At 58.8% G+C, this 26,096-nt stretch carries 22 protein-coding genes; 14 read left to right on the top strand and 8 right to left on the bottom strand.

Going from position 1 to position 26,096, the window contains the following annotated elements:
* Positions 1–38: 38 nt before the first annotated feature.
* Positions 39–1,745 (bottom strand): peptide ABC transporter substrate-binding protein, encoded by a 1,707-nt coding sequence (locus AC2FPW_RS10670; RefSeq protein WP_496813641.1) that lies wholly within the window; start codon positions 1,743–1,745, stop codon positions 39–41.
* Between the two features lie 285 nt (positions 1,746–2,030).
* Here AC2FPW_RS10670 and AC2FPW_RS10665 point away from each other — a divergent pair, with 285 nt between their 5' ends.
* The 5 genes from AC2FPW_RS10665 to AC2FPW_RS10645 are packed head-to-tail and all read left to right on the top strand — an operon-like array spanning position 2,031 to position 8,599.
* Positions 2,031–3,851, top strand: coding sequence for an ABC transporter ATP-binding protein (locus AC2FPW_RS10665; protein WP_496813640.1), 1,821 nt, complete (start codon positions 2,031–2,033; stop codon positions 3,849–3,851).
* A gap of 4 nt (positions 3,852–3,855) precedes the next feature.
* Positions 3,856–5,022, top strand: a complete 1,167-nt coding sequence (gene argE, locus AC2FPW_RS10660) for an acetylornithine deacetylase (protein WP_496813639.1) — start codon at positions 3,856–3,858, stop codon at positions 5,020–5,022.
* A gap of 43 nt (positions 5,023–5,065) precedes the next feature.
* Complete coding sequence (locus AC2FPW_RS10655) at positions 5,066–6,232, top strand: M20 aminoacylase family protein (protein WP_496813637.1); 1,167 nt, start codon at positions 5,066–5,068, stop codon at positions 6,230–6,232.
* 15 nt (positions 6,233–6,247) lie between these two features.
* On the top strand, positions 6,248–7,411 hold the full coding sequence (locus tag AC2FPW_RS10650) for a M20 aminoacylase family protein (protein WP_496813636.1): 1,164 nt from the start codon (positions 6,248–6,250) through the stop codon (positions 7,409–7,411).
* Between the two features lie 24 nt (positions 7,412–7,435).
* On the top strand, positions 7,436–8,599 hold the full coding sequence (locus AC2FPW_RS10645) for a M20 aminoacylase family protein (RefSeq protein ID WP_496813634.1): 1,164 nt from the start codon (positions 7,436–7,438) through the stop codon (positions 8,597–8,599).
* Between the two features lie 42 nt (positions 8,600–8,641).
* Here AC2FPW_RS10645 and AC2FPW_RS10640 read toward each other — a convergent pair whose 3' ends face one another.
* Entirely contained in the window at positions 8,642–9,964 is a 1,323-nt protein-coding gene (locus AC2FPW_RS10640) for a 3-deoxy-D-manno-octulosonic acid transferase (RefSeq protein WP_496813633.1), read from the bottom strand.
* 3 nt (positions 9,965–9,967) lie between these two features.
* Positions 9,968–10,975 carry a GTP 3',8-cyclase MoaA gene (gene moaA, locus AC2FPW_RS10635; protein ID WP_267362895.1) on the bottom strand — a complete coding sequence of 336 codons (1,008 nt, stop codon included), beginning with the start codon at positions 10,973–10,975 and terminating at the stop codon, positions 9,968–9,970.
* 90 nt (positions 10,976–11,065) lie between these two features.
* Between moaA and AC2FPW_RS10630 the strand changes: the two genes are divergently transcribed.
* Complete coding sequence (locus tag AC2FPW_RS10630; protein ID WP_267362893.1) at positions 11,066–11,497, top strand: hypothetical protein; 432 nt, start codon at positions 11,066–11,068, stop codon at positions 11,495–11,497.
* On the opposite strand, the gene AC2FPW_RS10625 is transcribed toward AC2FPW_RS10630, so the two are convergent.
* Genes AC2FPW_RS10625 through glmU form a run of 4 tightly spaced genes read right to left on the bottom strand, consistent with a single transcriptional unit; the run spans position 11,485 to position 15,902 of the window.
* Positions 11,485–12,171 carry a DNA alkylation repair protein gene (locus tag AC2FPW_RS10625; RefSeq protein WP_496813631.1) on the bottom strand — a complete coding sequence of 229 codons (687 nt, stop codon included), beginning with the start codon at positions 12,169–12,171 and terminating at the stop codon, positions 11,485–11,487. The genes AC2FPW_RS10630 and AC2FPW_RS10625 overlap by 13 nt on opposite strands.
* Positions 12,165–12,719, bottom strand: a complete 555-nt coding sequence (locus AC2FPW_RS10620) for a pyridoxamine 5'-phosphate oxidase family protein (protein WP_496813630.1) — start codon at positions 12,717–12,719, stop codon at positions 12,165–12,167. Before AC2FPW_RS10620 ends, AC2FPW_RS10625 begins: the two co-directional genes overlap by 7 nt.
* A 3-nt stretch (positions 12,720–12,722) precedes the next feature.
* Positions 12,723–14,546, bottom strand: coding sequence for a glutamine--fructose-6-phosphate transaminase (isomerizing) (glmS, locus tag AC2FPW_RS10615; protein WP_480506295.1), 1,824 nt, complete (start codon positions 14,544–14,546; stop codon positions 12,723–12,725).
* 3 nt (positions 14,547–14,549) lie between these two features.
* Positions 14,550–15,902, bottom strand: a complete 1,353-nt coding sequence (gene glmU, locus AC2FPW_RS10610; protein WP_480557494.1) for a bifunctional UDP-N-acetylglucosamine diphosphorylase/glucosamine-1-phosphate N-acetyltransferase GlmU — start codon at positions 15,900–15,902, stop codon at positions 14,550–14,552.
* Between the two features lie 134 nt (positions 15,903–16,036).
* Between glmU and AC2FPW_RS10605 the strand changes: the two genes are divergently transcribed.
* The 3 genes from AC2FPW_RS10605 (at position 16,037) to AC2FPW_RS10595 (ending at position 19,266) form a co-directional block, all read left to right on the top strand.
* Positions 16,037–16,708: an HAD-IA family hydrolase gene (locus tag AC2FPW_RS10605; protein WP_480583157.1), complete on the top strand. Its 672-nt coding sequence runs from the start codon at positions 16,037–16,039 to the stop codon at positions 16,706–16,708.
* Positions 16,709–16,747: 39 nt separating this feature from the next.
* Complete coding sequence (locus tag AC2FPW_RS10600; RefSeq protein WP_480486225.1) at positions 16,748–17,938, top strand: DegT/DnrJ/EryC1/StrS family aminotransferase; 1,191 nt, start codon at positions 16,748–16,750, stop codon at positions 17,936–17,938.
* Between the two features lie 164 nt (positions 17,939–18,102).
* Positions 18,103–19,266: an isovaleryl-CoA dehydrogenase gene (locus AC2FPW_RS10595; protein ID WP_267362877.1), complete on the top strand. Its 1,164-nt coding sequence runs from the start codon at positions 18,103–18,105 to the stop codon at positions 19,264–19,266.
* 50 nt (positions 19,267–19,316) lie between these two features.
* Here the strand turns inward: AC2FPW_RS10595 and AC2FPW_RS10590 are convergent, their stop codons facing one another.
* The gene (locus tag AC2FPW_RS10590; RefSeq protein ID WP_209504463.1) at positions 19,317–19,922 is read right to left on the bottom strand and encodes an OmpW/AlkL family protein; all 606 of its coding nucleotides are present in this window, start codon (positions 19,920–19,922) and stop codon (positions 19,317–19,319) included.
* A gap of 136 nt (positions 19,923–20,058) precedes the next feature.
* On the opposite strand from AC2FPW_RS10590, the gene AC2FPW_RS10585 reads away from it, so the two are divergent.
* From AC2FPW_RS10585 to AC2FPW_RS10565, 5 genes are read left to right on the top strand one after another with little or no spacing between them, the layout of a single operon-like run.
* Positions 20,059–21,585 carry an AMP-binding protein gene (locus tag AC2FPW_RS10585; RefSeq protein WP_496813628.1) on the top strand — a complete coding sequence of 509 codons (1,527 nt, stop codon included), beginning with the start codon at positions 20,059–20,061 and terminating at the stop codon, positions 21,583–21,585.
* Positions 21,582–22,088 carry a hypothetical protein gene (locus tag AC2FPW_RS10580; protein ID WP_480898992.1) on the top strand — a complete coding sequence of 169 codons (507 nt, stop codon included), beginning with the start codon at positions 21,582–21,584 and terminating at the stop codon, positions 22,086–22,088. Before AC2FPW_RS10585 ends, AC2FPW_RS10580 begins: the two co-directional genes overlap by 4 nt.
* Positions 22,089–22,095: 7 nt before the next feature.
* On the top strand, positions 22,096–23,703 hold the full coding sequence (locus AC2FPW_RS10575) for a carboxyl transferase domain-containing protein (RefSeq protein ID WP_496813626.1): 1,608 nt from the start codon (positions 22,096–22,098) through the stop codon (positions 23,701–23,703).
* Between the two features lies 1 nt (position 23,704).
* Positions 23,705–24,130, top strand: coding sequence for an ASCH domain-containing protein (locus tag AC2FPW_RS10570; RefSeq protein ID WP_480583170.1), 426 nt, complete (start codon positions 23,705–23,707; stop codon positions 24,128–24,130).
* 3 nt (positions 24,131–24,133) lie between these two features.
* Positions 24,134–26,065 carry an acetyl/propionyl/methylcrotonyl-CoA carboxylase subunit alpha gene (locus tag AC2FPW_RS10565; RefSeq protein WP_496813625.1) on the top strand — a complete coding sequence of 644 codons (1,932 nt, stop codon included), beginning with the start codon at positions 24,134–24,136 and terminating at the stop codon, positions 26,063–26,065.
* Positions 26,066–26,096 lie beyond the last annotated feature (31 nt).

Here is a 26,096-nt window from a genome sequence, read left to right as displayed (position 1 = left end):
GCCCCGAAGATCGGGGCGCGGCTTGGCAGGTTTAACGCTTAGGAGCCGGTCTTGCGGTACCAGTCCGCAACGTTCCAAAGCTCGCTGTCCCAAGTGTTCAGGATCACGCCACCCAATGTGTTGGAATGTGCAGAGACCCGTCCACGATCAACCAGCGGAACCACGACATAGCTGTCCTTGGTCAACATATCGTTGAGTTTACGGGCAATTTCGCCACGTTTTTCAAGCTCGCCGGTGCGGCCCAGTTCGGCCACCAGCTTGTCGTACTCGGCATCACAATAGCGGTTGATGTTCTCACCCTGCCACTGGCTTTCCGGTTTGGGTGCCTTGTCACAGGTGTGCTGCGCAAGATAGCTTTCCGGATCGGTGCCATCGAAGTTGTTGGCGTACATTTCAACGTCTGCATAGAAACGCTGGAACGTGTCCGGGCTGCCCGGGTCACCGCCGAAAAAGACCGACGCGTTGATGTTGCGCAACTCGGTTTCAACACCGATCTGGCTCCACCATTCCTTGATCAGCGCCTGGAAGTCCTGGCGAACAGCGTTGGTCGAGGTTTGATAGACCAGCGACAGTCTTACACCATCCTTGGCGCGGACACCGTCAGCACCTTTCACCCAACCGGCTTCATCCAGCATCTGGTTCGCGCCGTCGATGTCCTGCGTCAGACACTCGGTGTTGTCGCTTGCGTACAATGCCGGGGCCGGTACCAGGTTGCAGGTCGGGCGACCGGCTTGACCGTAGCCAATCTCAACCAGCAGATCACGGTCGATTGCCATCGACAGTGCCTTGCGAACCGCCAGCTCCGACAAGGCCGGGTGCGGATGTTTGGCGGTTGAACGTTCGCCTTCAGGCAGGCTGGGGGACGGATCTGTCATGTTCATTTCGATCCGTTCGACCAAGGTTCCGAATGCCGCGATCGGAGTACCCTTGCCGCCTTCCTTCATCTGCTCGATGACTTCGGGCGCCAGTTGCAGGTTCCACGCATAGTCGAATTCGCCGGTTTCCATCACAGCACGGCCAGCCGCTGTCGCATCGCCGCCACCTTTAAAGGTCAGCGTGGCAAAAGCGGGCTTGTTCGGGTCACGATAGTTCGGGTTGGCCGACATGGTGATCACGTCGTTTGGCTTGAATTCGTCCACCACAAACGGGCCGGTTCCGATCGGGCCAAAGTTCTGATCTGTACATTCAGGCGCCTTGGAGCCCATGCAGTTCTGAAACTGGGCCATCTGAATAATTGGCGACTGACCACCCATGAACGGGCCATAGGGGTTCGGCTTTGGTTCGGCAAAGTTGACCTTGATGGTCAAATCGTCGATTGCCTCGACGCTTTCGACGCCTTCAAACTTGGCAAGCTGGGCGCAACCACCTTCCGGATGCATGCAATAATCCGCGGTGAACTTTACGTCGGCCGACGTCACGGGCGATCCATCAGACCAGACCAAGCCGGATTTCAACTTCCACGTGATCGATTTCAGATCCGACGAAACACCACCGTTTTCCACGGTCGGGATATCCTCGGCGAGATAGGCTACAAGGTTCCCGTCTTGGTCATAGCGACCGAGCGGCTCAATCACCAACGAAGCCGATTCGATGTCTTTGGTGCCCGAGGACAGGTACGGGTTCAGGATCGACGGAGCCTGCCAGTAAATGATGCTGACATTGCCGTCCGATCCACGCTCGGCCATAGCCACAGGGGCCATCGCCGTGCCTGCAATCGCACCAAGCAAAAGGGTTTTGATTTTCATAAGTTACTCCCAAGTTGGACACGTTCGTGTCTCGATTATCTCCGCAAGGCCTGCGGGTTTGGCGTTGCCGCCCCAAGGTAAGGTTCTGATCAACAAAGATAATAGCGCTAACGATTTCGGTCTGCGCCGCCTCCCCAGGTCGGTTACATGGCGTATCGAAACAGAACCTGAGAAAAATGCAAGTAGTGCCGTCGCGAAAATGTGTAATGGGTTTGACTTTTCCCGGCGGCCCGCCTTAGCGTTCGGAATTCAGAAAAAGAATACCGTCGTCAAGGGAGCGCGCGCGTGCTGGATCAGCCTATTGCACAGATTAAAAAACTGCGGGTGGAGTTTCAGACGAAGGATGGCCCCGTTGTCGGTGTTAAGGATGTCTCGTTCGAGGTCAAACCGGGTGAAACCGTTTGTATCGTTGGCGAATCGGGGTCTGGAAAATCGGTGTCGTCGCTGTCGCTGATGCGGTTGGTCGAGTTCGGTGGGGGTGAAATCGCGGGTGGTGAACTTCTGTTTGATCGCCGCGATGGGGGCGAGATGGACCTGTCCAAAGCCGATCCGGATCTGATGAAACAGATTCGCGGCAACGAGATCGGGATGATTTTTCAGGAGCCGATGACGGCGCTTAATCCGGTTTTTACCGTTGGTCGCCAGTTGACCGAAGGCCTGCGCATCCACAAGCAGATGTCAAAAGCGCAGGCCGAGGACCGGGCGCTTGAGTTGCTGCGCCAGGTTCGCATCCCCGAGCCCGAGCGTCGTCTGAAACAATACCCGCACGAGCTGTCGGGCGGGATGCGCCAGCGTGTCGTCATCGCGATGGCCATGGCCTGCGAACCCCGCCTGCTGATCGCCGATGAACCAACCACAGCGCTGGACGTGACCATTCAGGCCGAGATCCTGGCCCTGATGGATCGCCTCAAGCGCGAAACCGGAACTGCGGTGATGTTCATCACCCACGACATGGCCGTGGTTGCCCAGATGGCTGACCGTGTTGTTGTCATGTATCGCGGCAACAAGGTCGAAGAGGGGACCGTCAAGGAAATCTTTGAAAACCCGCAGCATGATTACACCAAGGCCCTTTTGGCCGCAGTACCGAAACTGGGTGAAATGCAGGGCAAGTCGGCACCTGAACCGATGAAGTTGCTGGGTGTCGAGGGGCAGAAAATTGCGCCCATCCCCGGAACCGAAGAAGTTTTGTTGACCGTAAAGAACCTGACCACGCGGTTTCCTGTCAAAGGTGGTCTTCTGCGGCGCACGATCTCGAACGTTCATGCGGTCGAGGATGTGTCATTCACACTGAACAAAGGTCAGACACTCAGCCTTGTGGGTGAATCCGGGTGCGGAAAGTCCTCGGCCGGGCGTTCGATCCTGCGGCTGGTCGAGCCGATGGCGGGCGAGGTCAATCTGGACGGTGTCGATATCATGAAGCTGGACCCGTCCGGCCTGCGCAAGGCGCGGCTGGACATGCAGATGATCTTTCAGGACCCGTTCGCCTCGCTGAACCCACAGATGCAGTTGGTCGATCAGGTTGCCGAGCCGATGCGCAACTATGGCGTGGCGTCGGGATCAGAGTTGCAGGACCGCGTCGCGCAGTTGTTTGACAAGGTGCAGCTGCCGCGCAGCTTCATGCGTCGTTTCCCGCATGAAATGTCCGGAGGACAGCGCCAGCGGATCGCGATTGCCCGCGCACTGGCCCTGAACCCCAAGCTGATCATCGCGGATGAGGCAGTCTCGGCCCTCGACGTGTCGGTTCAGGCACAGGTTCTGAACCTGATGATGGAGCTGCAGTCCGATCTGGGGCTGTCCTATCTGTTCATCAGCCATGACATGGCCGTGGTTGAACGTGTCAGCCACTATGTCGGTGTTATGTATCTGGGCCGCATTGTGGAACTGGGCCCGCGTGCGCGTGTGTTCGAAAACCCGCAACACCCCTATACGCAGGCATTGATGAAGGCGGTTCCAATTGCTGATCCGAACAAGCGAAAGACTGAAAAAGACCTGAACTTCAAACCGATCCCGTCACCGATCCACCCTGTCGACTACAAACCGGAACCCTCGCAATATCAAGAGGTTGAACCGGGTCACTTTATCCTGACCACAGACAGTGGGTACTGACACGATGGCCAAGCGCCTGACGCCGCTTGAGATCATGACCAAGCTGATCTCATTCCCAACCGTGAGTCGTGACACCAACCTGCCGTTGGTCGGCTGGGTGGAAGAATACCTGCAAAGCCATGGGATCACGTCGCACCGCTGGCCTGATCCGGATCAGCCGCATAAGGCGGCGATCTTTGCGCATGTTGGCCCTTTGGAAGAAGGCGCAGTTGTGCTGTCCGGGCACACGGATGTCGTACCGGTTGACGGGCAACCCTGGGACACCGACCCCTTCACCGTGACCGAGGAGGAAGGCAAATATTTCGGGCGCGGCACCTGTGACATGAAGGGATTTGATGCGCTTGCCATCTGGGCACTGGTCGAGGCGCATTACGCACGTGTGAAACGACCGCTCCAACTTGCGCTGAGTTTTGATGAGGAAGTCGGGTGTACCGGGGCGCCGCCGATGATCGAGGCGATGCAGGGCGTTCTCCCCAAAGGCTCGGCGGTGGTTGTGGGCGAGCCATCGATGATGCAGGCGGTGACGGGTCACAAGGGTGGGTTCGGCTTTGACACCCATATGGTCGGGTTCGAAGTTCACAGCTCGATCATGCACACAGGCGTCAACGCCATCATGGCGGCGGCCCCGTTGATCGACTGGGCCAACCAACAGAACGCGCGAAACATGGCGGCGCAACCCAGTACCGTTGCTGCCGTGTTCGATCCACCCTGGACAACCTGCCACGTCGGTATGATTGAAGGCGGAACAGCTCATAACATTACCGCCAAAGACTGCCGGTTCATGATGGATTTCCGGACTGTGCCCGATGAAACTCAGGCCCAATGGCGCGATGCCTATTTCGAACAGGTTCGGCACATTGAGGCTCAGATGCAGGCCGTTCACCCGGATACCCGCATCGAACTGACTGAAAACTTCGCGATTCCGGGGTTGATCCCGGAAGAGGATGGTGAAGCCGAAGCACTGGTACGCGCCCTGACCGGAGACAACGCAAGCCATGTGGTCAGTTACGGGACCGAGGCAGGCCAATTTCAGGAGGCCGGGTATTCTGCCGTGATATGCGGACCCGGAGACATAGCGCAGGCCCATCAGCCGAATGAGTTCATTACGATTGAACAATTCGAAGCCGGTCATAAATTCATGCAGCGATTGGTTGAAAAACTATGCGTCTAGCCCGGTGTAATACGGTGCCAGCGGTTGAGAGAAAGGTCTTGAGATGCCCGTGAAAAACAGACTTGCGGAAATGCATGGCGAGATCACCGAATGGCGTCGCCACCTGCACGCCCATCCGGAGCTGATGTATGACGTCCATGAAACTGCGGCGTTTGTCGCTGCCCGTCTGAAAGAATTCGGAGTGGACGAGATCACTCCGGGCGTTGGCAAAACGGGCGTTGTCGGGGTGATCAAAGGGCGCACGGACACGCAGGGGCGCGTCATCGGCCTGCGTGCAGACATGGACGCGCTTCCGATTGAAGAGGCGACAGGGCTGGACTATGCCTCGACCGTGTCGGGCAAGATGCACGCCTGCGGTCATGACGGGCATACTTCGATGCTGCTTGGGGCCGCGCAGTACCTTTCCGAAACGCGCAATTTCGATGGCACCGTAGTTCTGATCTTCCAGCCTGCCGAGGAAGGTGGGGCCGGTGGTCTGGCCATGTGTCAGGACGGGTTGATGGACCGCTGGGGCATTCACGAGGTCTATGGCATGCACAATATGCCCGGTCTTCCGGTGGGAGAGTTCGCAATTCGACCCGGTGCGTTGCTGGCCTCGTCCGATGAGTTTGAAATCACCGTCACCGGCAAGGGCGGACACGCCGCTGCGCCGCATGAGGCGGTGGATACGACGCTGGTGGCCTCGCACATCGTTGTTGCCTTGCAATCGGTGGTGTCCCGGACCGTTGACCCGATCAAGCGAGTTGTCCTCACCGTTGGTACGTTTGTGACGGACAGCGTAGCGTCGAACGTGATAGCTCATACGGTTCGTTTGCAGGGAACCGTGCGGACACTTGACCCCGAATATCGCACAATCGCCGAAGAACGCGTGCGCCGGATCGCCGAGGATACGGCCTCGGCCTTTGGCGCGAAGGCGGAGGTTATCTGGACACCGGGATACCCGGTGACAGTGAATTCCGAGGCCGAAACAGGCTATGCGGCCGAGGCGGCAGCAGCGGTTGCGGGCAAGGTCAATGACAGCACGGACCCGATCATGCCGTCCGAAGATTTTGCCTATATGCTTGAAGAACGCCCCGGCGCGTACATCTTTATCGGGAACGGGGATACGGCCATGTGCCACCACCCGCGATACAACTTTGACGACGACGCGATCCCCGCCGGTTGCAGCTGGTTTGCCGAGCTTGTGGAACGACGATTGCCCGTCGCATGAAACAGGGAGAATGACATGCCGATCAAGAACCGTCTCGCAGAGTTGCATGATGAGATCACCGGTTGGCGGCGTGACATTCACCAACACCCGGAAATTCTGTACGACACCCACCGCACCAGTGCGCTGGTTGCGAAAAAGCTGAACGAGTTTGGTTGCGACGAGGTCGTGACCGGCATCGGTCGCACCGGAGTCGTCGGGGTCATTCGCGGCAAAAGCGACACGCGGGGCCGTGTGATTGGCTTGCGCGCCGATATGGATGCCCTGCCGATGCAGGAACAGACCGGGTTGGGCTATGCCTCGGAAATACCGAATGCGATGCATGCCTGCGGTCATGACGGGCATACTGCGATGGTTTTGGGGGCCGCCAAGTATCTGGCGGAAACCCGCAACTTTGATGGCACGGCAATTGTGATCTTTCAGCCTGCCGAAGAGGGTGGGAATGGCGCCGAGGCCATGTGCAAGGACGGTCTGATGGATCGGTTCGGCATTCAGGAAGTCTATGCGATGCACAATGTGCCGGGTGTTCCCACCGGGCAGTTTGCCATTCGCTCAGGCCCGTTGCTGGCAGCGGCGGACGAGTTTGACATCCAACTTGAAGGGCGCGGCGGCCACGCGGCAAAACCTCATCAGACGATTGATACAACGGTGACGCTGTCGCAGCTGATCGTGGCGTTGCAGACGATCGTGTCGCGCAACGCGGATCCGATTTTGCAGGCCGTGCTGTCTGTGACCTCGGTCGAGACGTCCTCGAAAGCGTTCAACGTGATCCCGCAATCGGCGCGGATACGCGGCACCGTTCGGACCCATTCCAACGAGTTACGCGACCTGATCGAACAACGGCTGAAGGAAGTCTCGGAAGGGACCGCTGCAACATTTGGCGGGTCCGTGAACGTCACCTATACGCGCGGTGTTCCGGTGACGATCAATGCCGAAGCCCAGACGGGATATGCAGCAGAGGCTGCGGTGTCGGTTGGGGGCAGTTGCATTGAAGCGCCGATGGTGATGGGCGGCGAGGATTTCTCGTTCATGCTGGAAGAGAGGCCCGGTGCATTCATCGTTTTGGGCAACGGTGACAGTGCCGGGCTGCACCACCCCGAATACAATTTCAATGACGAGATCATCCCCATTGGGTGCTCGTGGTTTGCGGAAATGGTCGAGCGCCGGATGCCGGCGGCTTGACCTGAATCAGGAGAGAGAAAAGACATGCCAGTCAAGAACCGCTTTGCCGAATTGCAGAATGAAATCACGGAATGGCGAAGGGATCTTCACGAAAATCCAGAGATCCTGTTTGAGACCCACCGCACCAGCGCGAAGGTGGCCGAGAAGCTAAAAGAGTTCGGCTGCGATGAGGTTGTGACCGGTATCGGACGTACCGGCGTTGTGGGGGTGATCAAAGGCAAGTCGGACAGCAAGGGAAAGGTGATCGGCCTGCGCGCAGATATGGATGCGTTGCCGATACATGAGGCAACGGGGCTGGACTATGCCTCGAAAACGCCGGGTGCGATGCATGCCTGTGGCCATGACGGGCACACCGCGATGCTGCTGGGGGCGGCAAAGTACCTGTCGGAAACCCGCAACTTTGACGGCACCGTTGTCGTGATCTTCCAACCTGCTGAAGAAGGTGGCGGCGGGGGCCGCGAAATGTGCGAAGACGGCATGATGGACCGCTGGAACATTCAGGAAGTCTACGGCATGCATAACTGGCCGGGACAGCCTGTCGGCAAGTTCGCAATCCGACCGGGGTCGTTCTTTGCGGCAACCGATCAGTTCGACATCACCTTTGAGGGTCGCGGCGGACATGCGGCCAAACCGCATGAGACCGTGGATACCACAGTTCTGGCAGCGCAGGCTGTCCTTACGTTGCAAACGATTTCTTCGCGCAATGCCGACCCGATTGATCAGGTTGTGGTGTCAGTGACATCGTTCGAGACGTCATCCAAGGCATTCAATGTGATCCCTCAGACCGTGCAGATCAAAGGCACGGTGCGCACCATGAGCAAGGGCATGCGGGATCTGGCTGAAAAGCGGATCAACGAGATTTGCAACGGTGTTGCGGCCACGTTTGGCGGCACCGCTGACGTGACCTATATTCGTGGATATCCGGTGATGGTGAACAGCGTCGAGCAAACAGAGTTTGCGGCGGATGTGGCCCGGTCGGTGTCCGGTGATTGCGACGAGGCACCTTTGGTCATGGGGGGCGAAGATTTTGCCTTCATGCTGGAGGAACGCCCAGGCGCTTATATTCTTGTGGGCAACGGTGACACCGCAATGGTTCATCACCCGGAATACAATTTCAACGACGAAGCCATTCCGGCCGGATGCAGCTGGTGGGCGGAGATTGTCGAACAGCGGATGCCAGCCGCCTGATCGAGAGGGTGGGGGCTCTGCCCCCACACCCCCGGGATATTTCTAGCCAGATGAAGCGGGATCCTCTGCTTGCAGATCAAGCACCGTGCAGAGGGTTTCGACGACGGCATCCAAGGCGGTCGACTGCGTATTGACGCAGGATTGTGCAGCCGTTCTGGCGGCTTGAAGGGCATTCTGGTCCGACAGCCAATGTGAAACGGCCTCAGAGAGGTCAGCGGATGTCTGGACCTCGACAGCGCCCTTGGCGTCGATCAGCGGGGCAAAGGTTTCTGCAAAGTTGAAATACCCCGGGCCGGTGATCACGGCGGCCCCGGCCTGTGCCGGTTCAAATGGGTTGTGTCCGCCAATCTCTTTCAGTGACCCCCCAAGGAAAACGATCGGGCAAAGCGCGTACCAGGTTCCGGTTTCGCCCAGTGTATCGGCAACATACACCTGCGTCGTATCTGTGATTGGTGCGTTTTTTGACCGGAAGGACGCCTTGAGCCCCGCGTTGTTCAGAAGTTCTGCAACCTCGCCGCGTCGTTCGGGGTGGCGTGGGATCAGTAGCAGCAGAAGGTCTGGCCAATGCTGCAATAATGCCTTGTGGGCTGCCAGAACGCTGTCTTCTTCTCCGGCATGGGTGGAACTGGCGATCCAGACCGGTCTGGCCGCTAATTGCGCACGAATGTCGTCCAGCGTGTTCTGGTCCACAGGCAGAGGATCGGACATGGCCTTGAGGTTGGTGCCGGGCTGCACGCGTTGGGCAGGGGCACCCATGGCAATCAGGTCGGCAGCTGTTTTGTCGTTTTGCGTCAGGAACAGGCGAAACTTATTCAGAATAAACCTTGCCGTTTTAGGGCGCTTCTTCCATCCGGCGACAGATTTGTCCGACAATCGAGCATTCAGCAGAGCCAGTGGAATGTCGCGCCCTGCGCTTTCGTCAATCAGCCGCGGCCAGATCTCGCTTTCGACGAAGATCCCGGCATCGGGTTGCCAATGGTCCAGAAAGCGTTGGACCGAGTTGGCTGTGTCAAGCGGCGGGTACTGGTGCCGGGTGCGGGGCGGCAAGCGCTTTTCGATCAGGGCCGCTGAGGTTGGCGTGCCTGAGGTGATCAGAAACTCGGATTTGGGAAGGTAGGTGCCCAGCCGATTGATCAGAGTGAGGACCGACAGGCTTTCGCCGACGCTGGCGGCGTGGAACCAGATCAACTGCCCTGCGGGGCGGGGCTGACTGGCATGGCCAAGACGCTCCTGCTGGCGGTCGGCTGCTACGCCCGCAGCCTCAAGTTTCTTTCGGACGGTTCTCCAGACCAGAGGTGCGGCCAGAGAGATCAGGGCGCAGTACAGGTAGTACAGCGCTGTGGGTCGGTCTTGGTGATCCGGCATGTATCAGCCGCCTGTATGGCTCATATGGCGGCTCATCCGGCCATCGACGGACTGGCGGGAATAGTCGAAGTCGTGACCTTTTGGTTTCAGGTTGATCGCCGCGCGGATGGCGTCTTCAAGCGGCTGTTCTGTATCGGGGTGATCCCGCAATGCGCCGCGCAGATCAGCCATGTCCTCCTGCCCAAGACACATATAAAGCTCGCCAGTACAGGTCAGGCGCACGCGGTTGCAGCTTTCGCAGAAATTGTGGGACAGGGGCGTGATGAAGCCGATCTTCTGACCGGTTTCTTCCAGCCTGATATAGCGGGCCGGGCCGCCAGTGCGTTCGGCCAGATCCGTGATTGTGTAATGGTTTTCGTACTCTTTGCGCACATCCTTGAGCGACCAGTACTGGTCGAGGCGATCCTCGTTGCCGATATCGCCCATCGGCATGACCTCGATCCAGGTCAGGTCCATGTCGCGCTCGGCGCACCATTCGGTGATCTTGGGCAATTCGGGTTCGTTGAACCCCTTGAGCGCAACAGCGTTGATCTTGATCCGCAGCCCAGCCTTTTGCGCCGCGTCGATGCCGTTCAGTACCTGTTTGAGGCGGCCCCAGCGTGTGACCTTGGCAAATTTGTCGTCATCCAGAGTATCCAGGGATACATTCACACGGCGCACACCGGCGGCATAAAGATCTTCGGAAAAGCGATGCAATTGCGAACCGTTTGTCGTCAGCGTCAGCTCTTTCAACGCACCGCTGTCCAAGTGGCGAGTCATGGCGTTGAAGAAAGTCATGATATTGCGACGAACCAATGGCTCACCGCCGGTAATGCGCAATTTCTCGACGCCCATTCTTACAAAGGTCGAGCACATGCGATCCAGCTCTTCCAGCGTAAGAAGGTCTTTCTTGGGCAGAAAGGTCATGTTTTCGGACATGCAGTAGACGCAACGAAAATCACAGCGGTCCGTAACGGAGACGCGGAGATATGTGATGGCGCGGGCAAACGGGTCGATGAGCGGAGCAGACATGCGACATAGGTAAAGCTGTAACCTGCCTGCGACAAGTGCGAACTGCGCTTTGCACTGGATCACGCCAGCATGGGATTGTAGTTTCCGGGCATGAAAAAGACATTTGTATTTCTATGCGTTGTTTTGACCGGGTGCGACACTGTCCGGGCAACGACGGAACGTGTGTTCGGGTCCGGGGGTGAGGCGGCTGAGGCCGTATCGGATGTCGAAACTGCGCCGGTTGTCGCTGAGGAGGTTCTTAAGCCCGAACCGGTTGCGGCACGCCCCAGTTGGGTCGGGGCCAAAACAACCATTGCCGGGCTTGGTGATCCGACCACGCCAGGACGCTGGATGCAGACGCCGCTGGTCGATAGCGAGGTAACGGCGCGGGTTGTTGTGCCTAGAACCGGCGCGCAGGCCTATATCACTCTGGTTCCTGCCGCAGGCCCGGAAAGTAGCGGCAGTCGCTTGTCGCTGGATGCCATGCGGGCCCTTCTGGTGCCATTAGACGAACTGGTCGAAGTCGCGGTTTATGCCGACTGACTTTTCAGGTATTTGGCTGCTTCGCGGCGGGCAAACGGTTTCATTCCATCACCGTGTTTGTCCAAAAAAGCGATCACGCGTTCGGGGTCGTGTTTGGACAGTTCCCGCAGCCACCAGGCGATTGATTTCTGAATGAACCAGTCGCGATCCGGGACATATCCGGTGGCCCAGCCGAGGATACGGTCGCGGCGTTGCAGGTCTTCGGGCTTGGGGTGGTTCTGTTTGGTCCAGGGCAGCGTTGCGACAAGGGCGGCGCGCCGGGTCCACATGTGATCGGACTGTGTCCACTGTTCGACGGCGTCCAACCTCTCGGGATCGGCCATCAGTCGTTTTTGTATCGCCATGCAGGCATGATCGGCGACGGCCCAGGCGTCAAAGACCGGTAGCCAGCTTTGAAGCAGGTCCCAAACCTGATCGTCGGGCCGGATGCGGGCTTGGGTCAGAAGCTTGGCCGCGGCAAGGCGCCCTTCGTGGATATCGGTTTGCCACAGCGCCTTGGCCAGCGTGACGCGTTTGTTCACATCCAGCTCTTGCCGCCATGTTTTGGTCAGATCGTTGAGAACCGGATTGGCGACACCCAGATAGACGCGATCCGCCTTGTGATAACTGGCCATCTGACCCGCACGTTCGGGGTCGGCATGGGCTTTGATCTGATCAAGAAAAGGGGTCAGCATTGGGGGCAGACCGGAGCGCCTGTCGGTTCGCCGTCAATCGTCTGGCTGTTCTTTTCGGCCCAATAAGACCGGATGTCGCCGTCCGTCTTGCCATCGACCCATTTCTGCATCGTGTCGCGGTCGGACTGGAAATCCATGAACGGCACTGCATACCCGCAAGAGGTCTGAACCATTTCGATCGACTGGTCATAGATCTGTCGCGCGCTGCGGTGGTTGGGGAAAAGATTGGCCAGTTCATCCCAGCCGTCATCTCCGACGTGCAGAGTGCGGGCTGTGCCATATGTGCGCAGGATCAGTGGGCGCGTGGTGAAGGAGCACCACATCAGTGTCATCCTGTTGACCTGCATCAGATGCCCCGCCGTCTCGTTGCCGCTGCCAGTCAGGTTCATCCAGACGATGCGGTTTGGCCCCAGCACCCGCAGCGAGTCCATACCTTTGGGCGAGATATTGACCTTTCCCTCGGTCCCGGCGGTGCCGACGAAGAACATATGCTGATCTTCGATGAACTTTTGATGCGCGTCATCAAGCTGGGGAAACTGTTTGGACATGGGTCACTCTACCGTCACTGATTTTGCCAGATTGCGCGGCTGGTCTACATCCGTCCCTTTGGCTACAGCCGTGTGATAGGCCAGCAACTGTGCGGGAACCGAATAAAGGATCGGCGCAAGACTGGTGTGAACATGCGGCATCCGGATCGTGCTCCAGACTCCGTCTCCGGCCTCGTCAATTCCATCATCATCAGACACAAGGATCACTTTGCCCTTTCGCGCCATCACTTCCTGCATGTTTGACACGGTCTTGTCGAACACCGTGTCGCGGGGTGCCATGACGACAACAGGCATATGCTTGTCGATCAAGGCGATGGGTCCGTGTTTCAACTCGCCCGATGCATACCCTTCAGCGTGGATGTAGCTGATTTCCTTGAGCTTCAGCGCCCCTTCCATTGCCAGCGGATACATCAGGCCACGGCCCAGGAACAGAACGTCGCGCGCCTCGGACAGGCGTTGGGCTGCTTTGCGGATCGCCCGGTTCTGATCCAGTGCCGTGTTCAGCACGGTCGGCAATCCGCGCAGCGCAGCGGCATGATCGGCGATTTCCTCATCCGTCAGGGTGCCGCGATCTGTCGCCGCCTTGAGCGCGAGCATCAGCAAAACGCTTAGTTGACAGGTGAAGGCCTTGGTCGAAGCCACACCGATTTCAACGCCAGCATGGATCGGCAGGGCGATATCGCTTTCCCGAGCAATCGAACTTTCAGGGACATTGACGACAGAAACGATCTTGTCCGCCTTGCCCTCGCAATAGCGCAGCGCGGCCAGGGTGTCGGCGGTTTCTCCTGACTGGCTGACAAACAGCGCCAGTGTGCGACCCGTGATCGGAGGTTCGCGATAGCGAAACTCGCTGGCGATATCGACCTCAACCGGCATCTTGGCCAGTTGTTCGAACCAGTATTTCGCGGTCAGGCAGGCGTAAAACGCGGTGCCGCAGGCGACCATGGTCAGGCGGTCCAGCTTGCTGAAATCCAGCTCGGCGTCGGGGAACACCACTCGATCACCGCCCGTGGGCAGGTAGGATCGGATGGCCTCGGCCACGACGATAGGCTGCTCAGCGATTTCCTTGGCCATGAAATGCTTATGCTCGCCCTTGTCGGCGCGCGCATGATCCAGCTTGATCTTGCGCTTTTCCCGGTTGGCCAGTTCACCGGCTTCGTTGCGGATTTCCAGCGATGTTCGGGTCAGAACCGCGCGGTCGCCTTCCTCAAGATAAGTGATCTGGTTGGTCAGCGGCGCAAGGGCAATGGCGTCCGAGCCCACATACATTTCACCATCGCCGTGGCCGATGGCCAGGGGTGATCCTTTGCGGGCCGCTACAATCAGGTCATCCTCACCATCGAAAAGGAATGCAAGGGCGAAGGCACCTTCCAACTTGTCGATGGTCTTGAAAGCGGCCTCGACCGGGGACATGCCTGTGTTGAGGTGATGTTCCGTCATCAGCGCGACGGTTTCAGTGTCGGTTTCGGTCTTGAAGGCCACGCCGTGTTTGGCCAGTTCCGCCCTCAGGTCGCGGTAGTTTTCGACAATTCCGTTGTGAACCACGGCCACCGGGCCCGCCTTGTGGGGATGCGCGTTGTTGACGGAAGGCGCACCATGTGTGGCCCATCGGGTGTGACCAATGCCGGATTTACCGGGCAGCGGATCATGCACCAACAGATCGCTGAGGTTGACCAGTTTGCCGACCGCACGCCGACGACCCAGGACACCGTCATTAACGGTTGCAATCCCGGCGCTGTCATAGCCGCGATATTCCAGCCGTTTCAGGGCTTCTACCAGTATAGGAGCCGCTTCATGCTGCCCCAAGACACCTACAATTCCACACATATCTCAGGCCTCGTTATCGCGGCGAGCCTTCTTCGCCTTCAACATATCAAACAGTTTTCGCGCGTAGCCGGGTTTGTTTTCCTGCTTGGCACGCGCCACGGCCAACGCCTCGGGCGCCACGTCTTTGGTCACCACGGTGCCTGTCGCTGTCATTGCGCCATCGCCCACCGTGACCGGGGCCACGAGCATGGTATTGGAGCCGATAAAGACATTCGCACCAATGGTGGTCTTGTGCTTCATCACGCCATCATAGTTGCAGGTGATTGTTCCCGCGCCGATATTCGTCGCAGCACCCACTGATGCGTCCCCGATATAGCTGAGGTGGTTGACCTTCGCGCCTTCGGCAATTTCTGCATTCTTGATCTCGACGAAATTGCCAACCCGCGTGTTTTCGGCCAGTTCCGCGCCGGGGCGCAGCCGCGCGTAGGGGCCGACAATGGCGCCGCGACTGACATGGCACCCTTCCAGATGGGAAAAGGCCCGGATGGTTGCACCGCTTTCGACGGTCACTCCGGGGCCGAAGACCACGTTGGGTTCGATTACTGTGTCACGCCCAATCACAGTGTCTGCGGACAAGTATACCGTATCCGGTGCCATTAATGTGACACCCATATCCAGCAGTTCTTCCCGCGCGCGCGCCTGAAACACCGCGTCGGCGGCGGCCAGATCAGCGCGAGAGTTCACGCCCAGCGTCTGGGCTTCGTCACAGGCGACGGCGGTTACGTTCAGACCGCGGTTGCGGGCGATCTCAACTACGTCTGTCAGGTAGTATTCGCCTGAGGCATTGTTGTTTTTTACGGCGTCAATCAGCGAAAAAAGCAACTGGGCATCACAAGCTAAAAGGCCCGAGTTGCAAAATGTTATGGCGCGCTCTTCATCTGATGCGTCTTTGAATTCGACAATGCGTTCCAACGTGTCGCCATTCATGACCAACCGGCCATAGCGGGCCGGATCAGCCGCATCGAACCCAAGGATGACCAGGTCATTTCGGGATCGAGCCTCGACCATCCGTTCCAGCGTGTCGGGTTGTAAAAACGGGGTGTCGCCGTAAAGAACCACGATATCACCGTCGAACCCGTCCAGTGCTGTCCTGGCCTGACCGACCGCGTGGGCCGTACCCAACTGTTCTTCCTGAACGGTTATCCGGGCATCTTCGTCTTCGTCCTGAGCAACCTTTGCTACAGCCTCGGACCCGTGGCCGGTAACGATCACCGTACGTTCGGGCGACAGGACAGACCCGGCGCGCATCGCGTGAACAAGCATCGGAGCCTGAGCGATGGGATGCAGGACTTTGGGAAGATCCGAATTCATCCTGGTGCCTTTTCCGGCGGCAAGGATGACAAGGGCAATGGTCATGAAATCGTTTTCTCTTTGTGTTTTGTTGCCGACCGTTTTATCCGCTGAGGGCAAAGGCGCAAGCTGTTCGGCCATCAAACAAGATTGCCGATTGAAACAGGACACGGCGAAAACCTGCCGAAACAGGAGGCAACATGCGGACAGTCATCTTCGATCTGGACGGCACATTGGCGGATACATCGGGCGATTTGCTGGCGGCGGCGAACCATTGTTTTCGCGAAATGGGGTATGGTGATGTCCTGGTTCATGGGCAGGATGCAGGCATCGCGCTGCGTGGCGGTCGCATGATGTTAACACAAGGGTTGAAACGAGTTGGAGCTTACGACGAGGACACCGTTCAGGCTTATTATCCTGTTCTGCTTGAGGCTTACGCGCAGGATATCGACACCCACACAAGTTTCTATCCGGGAGCGTTGCAGGCCGTCGAGATTCTGAGTACCGCGGGCTACGGTGTCGGCATTTGCACCAACAAGCCGGAACATCTGGCCGAATTGTTACTGACGCGCATGGGAGTACGGGATCGTTTTGCCTCGTTGGTCGGGGCGGATACGCTGCCAGTGCGCAAGCCGGACCCGGCCCCTCTGCGCGAGGCTGCGCGACGGGCCGGGGGAGACCCGGCCTGGTGCGTGCTGATCGGAGACTCGGATACCGACCGCAATACCGCCCGAGCGGCAGGGGTCCCATCGGTTTTGGTGACTTTCGGACCGTCGGGAGAGGACATGGCAGCGCTGGAGCCCGAAGCCCTGCTGCATCACTTTGACGACTTGCCTGATCTTGTGCCTGATCTGATCGGTGCGGCAGCCTGAAACCTTGACCGGACCCTGTCGGAGATCCAGAAAAAGACCATGACGGAAACATTCACTGGTAATTTCACACAGCAGGAACCCCTTCCAGACGACGCAATTGAGGCAGCGCTGGCTGTCTTGCGTCACGGGCGGCTGCATCGCTATAACGTGGTCCCCGGTGAGTTGGGGGAAACGGCCCTGCTAGAGCAGGAATTTGCGGCACAGATGGGGTCCAAGTATTGCCTGGCGGTTTCCTCTGGCGGTTATGCGCTTGCCACCGCGTTGCGGGCCGTCGGTGTGCAGCCGGGCGACCCGGTTCTGACCAACGCGTTCACTCTGGCCCCGGTGCCGGGATCAATTGCCTCGGTCGGGGCGCGGGCGATCTTTGTCGGCGTCTCAGAAAACCTGACCATCGATCTGGAGGATCTTGAGGGCAAACTGGATCAGGCCCGTGTCCTGATGCTCAGCCATATGCGCGGGCATCTGTGTGACATGGATCGTCTGATGCAGATGTGTGACGCGGCAGGCGTTATCGTGATCGAGGATTGCGCACACACGATGGGCGCGGCTTGGCGCGGTCAGTTGTCGGGACGGCAGGGCGCGGTCGGGTGTTATTCATGCCAGACCTATAAGCACGTAAACTCGGGCGAGGGCGGTTTGCTGGTTACTGATGACGCGGAACTGGCGGCCAAGGCTACAATGCTGTCGGGGTCATACATGCTGTATGAACGCCATCTGGCAGCGCCGGGACCCGAAGTGTTCGAGCGGATAAAGTACACCACACCCAATGTGTCCGGTCGCATGGACAATTTGCGTGCCGCCATCCTGCGCCCTCAGTTGCGGGATCTGGACCGGCAGGTGAAACGGTGGAACGAGCGCTATCGCGAGATCGAGACCGGGCTGCGCGGCACTCCGGGCCTGACGATAGTCGAGCGACCCGAAGAGGAAACCTATGTCGGGTCTTCGATCCAGTTCCTGCTGCTGGATTGGTCGCCTGAGCGGATAGCCGACGTTATCAGCCGCTGCGCCGCGCGTGGGGTCGAGATCAAATGGTTTGGCGGGGCTGAGCCAACAGGGTTCACGTCGCGCTATGACAGCTGGAGATATTTCGAAAGCGAACGGATGCCGGAAAGTGATCGTGTTCTGGCAGGCATCATGGATATGCGTGTGCCGTTGACCTTTTCGCTGGAGGATTGCCGAGTGATCGCGCGCATCATCCGTGCCGAAGTGGGCGCAGTTTATCAATCCTAGCCAAACAGAGTGCGCTTTCAGCGCACGCTCGACCCTTGAGAGCGCCGCCCGGTCCGGGCGGCGTTTTGTGTTTTGGTCCAGGCTTTCACAAAGATTGACCGGAGACAGATTCGCTGTTAGAGATTTATTGAACACTTGTTCATTAATGCGGAGGGAGGACACAGATGTTCATGGCCACGATGAAGTTTGATCTGGGTGAGGATGTGAACGCCCTGCGCGAAATGGTACATCGGTGGGCGCAGGAGCGCGTCAAGCCGATGGCGGCTGAGATTGATGCCAAGAACAGCTTTCCGAATGAACTGTGGAAAGAAATGGGAGAGCTTGGTCTTTTGGGTGTCACCGTGCCAGAAGAATACGGCGGTGCGGGCATGTCCTATTTGGCGCATACAATTGCTGTCGAAGAGGTCGCGCGCGCCTCGGCCTCGGTTTCGTTGTCTTATGGGGCGCATTCCAACCTGTGTGTGAACCAGATCAAGCTGAACGGTACGGAAGAGCAGAAACAGAAATACCTGCCGCGCCTGGTCTCGGGCGAACACGTAGGCGCGCTGGCAATGTCGGAACCTTCCGCAGGTTCGGACGTGGTGTCGATGAAGCTGCGGGCGGAAAAACGCAACGACCATTACCGCCTGAACGGCAACAAGTACTGGATCACAAACGGGCCGGACGCGGATACACTGGTGGTTTATGCCAAGACGGACCCCGATGCCGGATCAAAAGGCATTACGGCATTTCTGATTGAAAAAGAGATGAAGGGTTTTTCGACCTCGCCCCATTTCGACAAGTTGGGGATGCGCGGGTCGAACACAGCTGAACTGATCTTTGAAGATGTTGAAGTGCCGTTCGAGAATGTGTTGGGAGAAGAGGGCAAGGGCGTAGCCGTGCTCATGTCAGGTCTGGACTATGAGCGCGTGGTTCTGGCCGGGATCGGCACCGGCATCATGGCCGCCTGTCTGGATGAGGTGATGCCGTATCTGGCCGAGCGCAAGCAATTCGGCAAACCGATTGGCAGTTTCCAACTGATGCAGGGCAAGATTGCCGACATGTATACCGCGATGAACTCGGCGCGGGCCTATGTCTATGAGGTGGCGAAGGCCTGTGATCGTGGAGACGTCACCCGGCAGGATGCAGCTGCGTGCTGTCTTTACGCATCCGAACAGGCGATGGTTCAGGCGCATCAGGCGGTTCAGGCGCTGGGCGGGGCAGGGTTTCTGTCTGACGCACCGGTTAGCCGGATCTTCCGGGACGCCAAGCTGATGGAGATCGGCGCAGGTACCAGCGAGATTCGACGGATGCTGATCGGCCGGGAAATGATGAACGAAATGCGCTGAATGAAGACGCCCCGCAGACGAGGTTACAGCGGGGCGTTTCGATCAAAGGATCAGAAGCGATGAACGTAGGAAATACCGACCAGCCAAGGGTCGATGTTCGCAGTGCCAATATCGGCTCCGTTCAGCGTGACGTCCGAGTCGATGTCGAACCAGCGTACATTCAGACGGACCGCACCTTTGTCGGTGATCATGTAGTCGAGACCGGCTTGCAGCGAAACGCCGAAGGAATCATCGACCTTGAGGTTGCCAAGGGCAGATTGCTCGTCAAAGAAGATGGTATAGTTCAGACCGGCACCGACATAGGGCTTCCAGGCGCTATTGGTCGGGAAGTGATAGTTCAGCGACAAGGTGGGCGGCAGATGCTTGACGCTGCCAGCGTCCACGCTTCCGCCCAAGGTGACGTTATGTTTGAACGGGGTCGCGGCCAGCAGCTCGATCCCCAGATTGTCCTGGATGAAATACTCGGCGGTGAAGATCGGGCGCGTATCCGAGTCGATATCGGCACTCAGGCCGGCCAGTGTTCCGTTGTTGGATTTCGGGTCCAGGTACCCCACACCGATGCCGAGCGTCCAATCCCCCTGAGATTGGGCAAACGCAGGAGCAGCCAGAGCCACCAACGCGGTGGAAAGGGTCAATGCGGCGAGTTTCTTGGTCATTGTCTTGCCTTTGGTTCTGTTGATGACCTTGGTGTTGCAGCGATTGGAACTGCCCACTCTGATCTGCATCAAGTTTATGTGAAGGATTTGGGTGCAGTTGAACCGCGAAGTGCAGGAAATATAGGGAAAATTCGCCGTGCTAACCGCTGAGCGCATACCGGGTTTGCGCCCGGATGGAGGCTGGGATCTGCCGGACAGGCTGAACATGGCGCAGCAGTGCCTGCGGCATGCGGGGGACCGGGTCGCGCTGATCGATTTGACCGGACCTGACCCGCAGCACATCAGCTTTGCGCAGCTGTCGCAAATGACAGACGGAATAGCCCGCGCATTATTGCGCCATGTGCAGCCCGGTGATCGCGTCGGAGTGTTGCTGAGCCAGTCGCCATGGTGCGCGGCGGCTCATCTGGCGATCTGGAAGATCGGGGCTGTGTCGGTCCCTTTGTTCAAACTGTTCAAGCAGGACGCGCTGCGGTCGCGGGTCAGTGACGCTGGTGCCCGGATTGTACTGACCTACGCCGAAGGGGCTGATCTGTTGGGTGATCTGGCCGCGCCCTTGATTGCATCGGAGATTGGCGAAGATGGCCCCGCTGTACCATTTACCGAGACCGGCCCTGACGATCCGGCGGTGTTGATCTATACCTCGGGCACAACCGGCAGCCCGAAGGGCGCGCTGCATGGGCACCGGGTTCTGACCGGTCATTTGCCAGGGGTTTCGATCAGCCATAATCACTTGCGCGAAGGCGACTGTCTTTGGACCCCGGCGGATTGGGCGTGGATCGGCGGGTTGTTCGACGTGCTGATGCCGGGTCTTGCGCTGGGCATTCCTGTTGTCGCGGCACGGCTTGAGAAATTCACCCCCGAGGCCTGCGCTGACATCATCGCGCGTGGCGGGGTGCGGAACGTCTTTTTCCCACCAACGGCGCTGCGAATGCTCAAGGCAGCAGATCAGGTGATCCCCGGTCTGCGCTCGGTCGCGTCCGGGGGTGAACCGCTGGGTGCCGAAATGCTGGCATGGGGACAGAACGCGTTCGGCCTGACGATCAACGAGTTTTACGGCCAGACCGAGTGCAACATGGTCGTATCCTCCTGCGCCGAAGATTTCCCTGTGCGCCCCGGCTGTATCGGCCAACCGGTGCCGGGGCATGAGGTTGCGGTGATTGATGAGGACGGAAGCCCGACCGGGGACGAGGGCGACGTCGCCATCCGGCGCGGCTCGGCCTCGATGCTGCTGGAATACTGGAACCGCCCCGAAGCGACCGCAGACAAGTTTCGCGGCGACTGGCTGATCACCGGTGATCGCGGCGTGTGGGAGGGCGACTATCTGCGATTTGTCGGTCGGGACGATGACGTGATCACGTCCGCTGGGTATCGCATCGGCCCCGCTGAGATCGAGGATTGCCTGCTGACCCACCCCGCAGTGGCGACTGTGGGTGTGGTCGGAAAACCTGACCCGCTGCGCACCGAGATCGTGAAGGCCTATGTGGTGTTGAAGCCGGGGGCTGAGGCTTCGGGGCAGGAATTGCAGGATTGGGTCAAGGACCGTCTGGCGCAGTATTCTTATCCGCGCGAGGTGGCGTTCCTGGAGGAATTGCCAATGACGGTCACGGGGAAGGTAATCCGCAAGGAATTAAAAGCGCTGGCGGCGCGGGAGGTGAGTCTGTGAAAGCAATTGTGAAGATACTCCTCTTGGCAATGTTGGGCTTCGCCCAGACGTCTAACGTACTGGCTGCCAAAGAGGACAAACTCAGCGTCGGTACCCTTCTGCAATTCTGTTCAGACAGTATTCCAAATACTGAATTGGCGATTATCATGGATGGGGAGTGCGTTAACCACGTTCGCAATATGTGCGAATATGCATATGATTTAGAAAAGAACGAATACTGTCTTGGTGAGGTCACTGCGTGGATGCGGCTTGACGCAGAGATCCGCTGGCAGCGGCTTCCTGACGAGCAAAAGTTAGGTTTCGAAAACCCGCCTACAGCAAAAGAAATGTCCGAAAGCGAAATTGCTCTTGGGCCCAGTTTGCCGCTGCCTGATTGCAGGGAAATTGACGTCGGGGATATTTCGGAAGAGGCAGTATGCTCTTACGCCGATGCACTGGCAGGTTGGCGCGCGTCCCGAATAATTGAACGAGTCTGGGCACTCGATACTGACAACTTAGAATAGAGGCTCCATGAAACTCACATCCAAAGCCATGCCCGGCTCCGAGGGCTTCAAGGCAAACCGCGCCGCTCATCTCGATGCGCTGGCGCAAATCTCTGCTGCTGCCGAAGCAGCCCGCATGGGCGGGGGCGAGAAATCCCGCGCGCGGCATGAATCCCGAGGCAAGATGCTCCCCCGACGACGGGTGGCGAACCTGCTGGACCCGGGGTCTCCGTTCCTTGAAATCGGCGCGACAGCGGCGCATGGGATGTATGGTGATGCCGCGCCATGTGCCGGGGTGATTGCGGGGATTGGCCGGGTGCAGGGGCGCGAAGTCATGGTGGTGTGTAACGATGCCACCGTGAAGGGCGGCACCTATTATCCGATGACCGTCAAGAAGCACCTGCGCGCGCAGGAGATTGCCGAGGAAAACCATCTGCCGTGCATCTATCTGGTCGACAGTGGCGGCGCGAACCTGCCCAATCAGGATGAGGTGTTCCCCGACCGCGACCACTTTGGGCGTATCTTCTACAATCAGGCGCGGATGAGCGCGAAGGGTATCCCTCAGATCGCCGTTGTCATGGGATCATGCACGGCGGGTGGGGCTTATGTTCCTGCGATGTCCGATGTGACGATCATCGTAAAGGAACAGGGCACGATCTTTCTGGCCGGGCCGCCGCTGGTCAAGGCTGCGACGGGTGAGGTTGTCAGCGCCGAGGATCTGGGTGGCGGCGATGTGCATACGCGCCTGTCGGGGGTGGCAGACTATCTGGCCGAAGATGATGCACATGCGCTAGCATTGGCGCGGCGCGCGGTCGGATCATTGGGGGGTGCCGGACTGAAGCCCGGCCTACGGTTCGACGCACCCGAGGAGCCTGCTTATGATCCGGAGGAAATTCTGGGAGTCGTTCCCGCCGACCTGCGCACGCCCTATGACATCCGTGAAGTGATTGCGCGGCTTGTCGATGGGTCGCGGTTTGATGAGTTCAAACCCCGATTTGGCGAGACACTGGTGACCGGCTTTGCCCATGTCAAAGGCTGCCCGGTCGGGATCATTGCCAACAATGGCGTGCTGTTCTCGGAGGCCGCGCAAAAGGGCGCGCATTTCGTGGAGCTTTGTTCGCAGCGCAAAACCCCGCTGGTGTTTTTGCAGAACATCACCGGCTTCATGGTTGGTCGCAAATACGAAAACGAAGGCATCGCGCGGCATGGGGCCAAGATGGTGACCGCCGTGGCCACCACCAACGTGCCCAAGATCACCATGCTGGTCGGCGGCTCGTTCGGGGCCGGAAACTATGGAATGGCCGGTCGGGCCTATCAGCCGCGGTTCCTGTGGACATGGCCGAATTCGCGGATTTCGGTGATGGGGGGCGAGCAGGCAGCCGGTGTTCTGGCCACCGTCAGGCGCGATGGGATCGAACGACAGGGCGGCACCTGGTCGGCCGAGGAAGAGGCCGAATTCAAACGTCCGACGCTGGAGATGTTCGAAGAGCAATCGCACCCGCTTTATGCCTCGGCCCGTCTCTGGGATGACGGCATCATCGACCCGCGCAAAAGTCGCGACGTGTTGGCCTTGTCGTTGAGTGCGGCGCTGAATGCCCCGATTGAGGAGACACGTTTCGGCGTGTTCAGGATGTAAGATGAACGTTTCATTGAATGACGTCATGGCACGCTATCCGGGTGCCCAGACTTTCAAGTTTGGTGACAATGCCCGGCTGAGTGCTGAGCTGCTGGCTTTGGTACGATCAGGGCGGAAAACGGCAACCTGTGGTGCGTTGCGCGACTATCCCGAAGGCAGCCCTGACACTCCTGTGGTCGGTCGGAGGGATATTGCGATGGAATGGGATGATCGTCCGGCCTTGGTGATCGAAACGGTCGAGGTCTCGACCTGCCGATACTGCGACGTAACCGAGGATTTCGCGTTGGCAGAGGGCGAAAATGAAACGCTTGAGGGATGGAGAGAGGGTCATCGCCAGTATTTCGAACGCAATGGCGGATTTGATCCGGAGATGGAGCTGCTATGCGAGCGATTTCGACTTGTCGAAGATCTGGCGGTTGAGGGGTAAGCTATGTTCAACAAAATCCTGATTGCCAACCGGGGCGAGATTGCTTGCCGGGTTATGGAAACCGCTCAGAGGATGGGCGTATCTTGCGTTGCTGTTTATTCCGATGCGGACGCGGCGGCCAAGCATGTGCAGATGGCGGATGAGGCCATTCATATCGGCGGCCCCGCCCCGGCGGAAAGCTATCTGAAGGGTGATGTGATTATTCAGGCTGCGCTGGATACGGGCGCGCAGGCGATCCATCCCGGTTATGGCTTCCTGTCAGAGAACCCCGATTTTGTTGACGCGGTCGAGGCCGCAGGTTTGACCTTTATCGGCCCATCAGCGGATGCGATCCGCAAAATGGGCCTCAAGGACGCGGCCAAGGTGTTGATGGAACAGGCTGGCGTGCCCGTGGTGCCCGGCTATCACGGCGACAATCAGGATCCCGAGCATCTGGCGGGGGCGGCTGATGCGATTGGATATCCGGTGCTGATCAAGGCGGTTGCAGGCGGTGGCGGTAAAGGTATGCGTCTGGTCGAACGCCCTGAGGATTTTCGTTCCGCATTGGACAGCGCACGGGGCGAAGCCAAAACCGCCTTTGGCAATGACGCTGTGCTGGTCGAGAAATTCGTGGCCAAACCCCGCCATATCGAGGTGCAGGTGTTTGGTGATGGTAAACATGCCGTGCATCTGTTCGAACGCGACTGCTCGTTGCAACGCCGCCATCAGAAGGTGATCGAAGAGGCTCCGGCGCCGGGTATGACGGCTGAGATGCGTGAGGCGATGGGGCAGGCGGGCGTGCGCGCCGCCGAGGCGATAGGTTATAAGGGTGCAGGCACGGTTGAATTCATCGTCGATGCCTCGGACGGGCTGCGCCCCGACAGATTCTGGTTCATGGAGATGAACACGCGCCTACAGGTGGAGCATCCGGTGACAGAAGCCATCACCGGCGTCGACCTGGTGGAATGGCAGTTGCGCGTTGCGGCTCGAGAGAGCCTTCCCAGGCATCAGGATGATCTGTCGATCTCGGGTCACGCCTTCGAAGCCCGGCTTTATGCCGAGGACGTGCCGAAAGGATTCTTGCCGGCGACAGGTACACTGACCCATCTGGTTTTCCCGGCCAACTGCCGTGCGGATAGTGGCGTTCGCGCAGGCGACACGATCAGCCCGTGGTATGACCCTATGATTGCCAAAGTGGTGGTACACGGTCCGACCCGCGCCGTCGCGCTTGAGACGTTGAACCGAGTGCTGCGGGAGACCGAAGTGGCGGGCACCGTTACGAACCTCGCCTTTCTGGGCGCGCTGACCCGCCATGACGGATTTGCCTCGGGCGATGTAGATACGGGCCTGATCGGGCGCGATCTTGACGGGTTGGTGCAGGAATCGCCGACTTCGGCCACAACCGCTGTTGCGGCTGCGATGACCGCACTGAATCTGGTGGATGTCGCGCCTGACACCGGGTTTTCGCTCTGGGCTCCGTTGCATCGGGCGGTGCAATTGTCCGATCAGGGAGAGGTTCTTGATCTGGACGTGCAAGTCGACGGGTCGGATCGCCAGCTTTGGCAGCTGGGCGAACACCGTGTCGTGGCCGAGCGGGTCTCGGGGCGGTGGGCGCTGAGCGGCGCACCGATGCCCCGGGTGGCTGTCAGCGGAACTACTTTGACCGTATTTACTGACTACGGTCGCAGTTTCGACGTCATAGATCCGCTTGACCGGGATGCCAGCGCGACGGGTGACACCAACGTGATCGAGGCGCCGATGCCGGGTCTGGTCAAGGCAGTCTTTGCCACCGCAGGGCAGACCGTTCAAGAAGGCGACCGTTTGGCTATTCTCGAAGCGATGAAAATGGAGCATTCGTTGCTGGCCGCGCGAGATGGTGTGGTGGCCGAGGTGCTGGTCCAAGATGGCGCGCAGGTCGAGGCTGGGGCGGCTTTGGTGCGTTTGGAAGAAGAGTGATCTGTACCCGCGCGGTTTGACGTGGCACGGT

It is taken from the genome of Ruegeria sp. SATB027, assembly GCF_059613825.1.
The sequence above is the reverse complement of the archived record's forward strand: the minus strand, read 5'-3'. Positions and strand labels throughout refer to the sequence as shown.

Bases quoted from the DNA above. Each gene is read 5' to 3' on its own strand.
- AC2FPW_RS10670 (WP_496813641.1), bottom strand. From the start codon at position 1,745: ATGAAAATCAAAACCCTTTTGCTTGGTGCGATTGCAGGCACGGCGATG.
- argE (WP_496813639.1), top strand. From the start codon at position 3,856: ATGGCCAAGCGCCTGACGCCGCTTGAGATCATGACCAAGCTGATCTCA.
- AC2FPW_RS10655 (WP_496813637.1), top strand. From the start codon at position 5,066: ATGCCCGTGAAAAACAGACTTGCGGAAATGCATGGCGAGATCACCGAA.
- AC2FPW_RS10650 (WP_496813636.1), top strand. From the start codon at position 6,248: ATGCCGATCAAGAACCGTCTCGCAGAGTTGCATGATGAGATCACCGGT.
- AC2FPW_RS10645 (WP_496813634.1), top strand. From the start codon at position 7,436: ATGCCAGTCAAGAACCGCTTTGCCGAATTGCAGAATGAAATCACGGAA.
- AC2FPW_RS10640 (WP_496813633.1), bottom strand. From the start codon at position 9,964: ATGCCGGATCACCAAGACCGACCCACAGCGCTGTACTACCTGTACTGC.
- moaA (WP_267362895.1), bottom strand. From the start codon at position 10,975: ATGTCTGCTCCGCTCATCGACCCGTTTGCCCGCGCCATCACATATCTC.
- AC2FPW_RS10630 (WP_267362893.1), top strand. From the start codon at position 11,066: ATGAAAAAGACATTTGTATTTCTATGCGTTGTTTTGACCGGGTGCGAC.
- AC2FPW_RS10625 (WP_496813631.1), bottom strand. From the start codon at position 12,171: ATGCTGACCCCTTTTCTTGATCAGATCAAAGCCCATGCCGACCCCGAA.
- AC2FPW_RS10620 (WP_496813630.1), bottom strand. From the start codon at position 12,719: ATGTCCAAACAGTTTCCCCAGCTTGATGACGCGCATCAAAAGTTCATC.
- glmS (WP_480506295.1), bottom strand. From the start codon at position 14,546: ATGTGTGGAATTGTAGGTGTCTTGGGGCAGCATGAAGCGGCTCCTATA.
- glmU (WP_480557494.1), bottom strand. From the start codon at position 15,902: ATGACCATTGCCCTTGTCATCCTTGCCGCCGGAAAAGGCACCAGGATG.
- AC2FPW_RS10605 (WP_480583157.1), top strand. From the start codon at position 16,037: ATGCGGACAGTCATCTTCGATCTGGACGGCACATTGGCGGATACATCG.
- AC2FPW_RS10600 (WP_480486225.1), top strand. From the start codon at position 16,748: ATGACGGAAACATTCACTGGTAATTTCACACAGCAGGAACCCCTTCCA.
- AC2FPW_RS10595 (WP_267362877.1), top strand. From the start codon at position 18,103: ATGTTCATGGCCACGATGAAGTTTGATCTGGGTGAGGATGTGAACGCC.
- AC2FPW_RS10590 (WP_209504463.1), bottom strand. From the start codon at position 19,922: ATGACCAAGAAACTCGCCGCATTGACCCTTTCCACCGCGTTGGTGGCT.
- AC2FPW_RS10575 (WP_496813626.1), top strand. From the start codon at position 22,096: ATGAAACTCACATCCAAAGCCATGCCCGGCTCCGAGGGCTTCAAGGCA.
- AC2FPW_RS10570 (WP_480583170.1), top strand. From the start codon at position 23,705: ATGAACGTTTCATTGAATGACGTCATGGCACGCTATCCGGGTGCCCAG.
- AC2FPW_RS10565 (WP_496813625.1), top strand. From the start codon at position 24,134: ATGTTCAACAAAATCCTGATTGCCAACCGGGGCGAGATTGCTTGCCGG.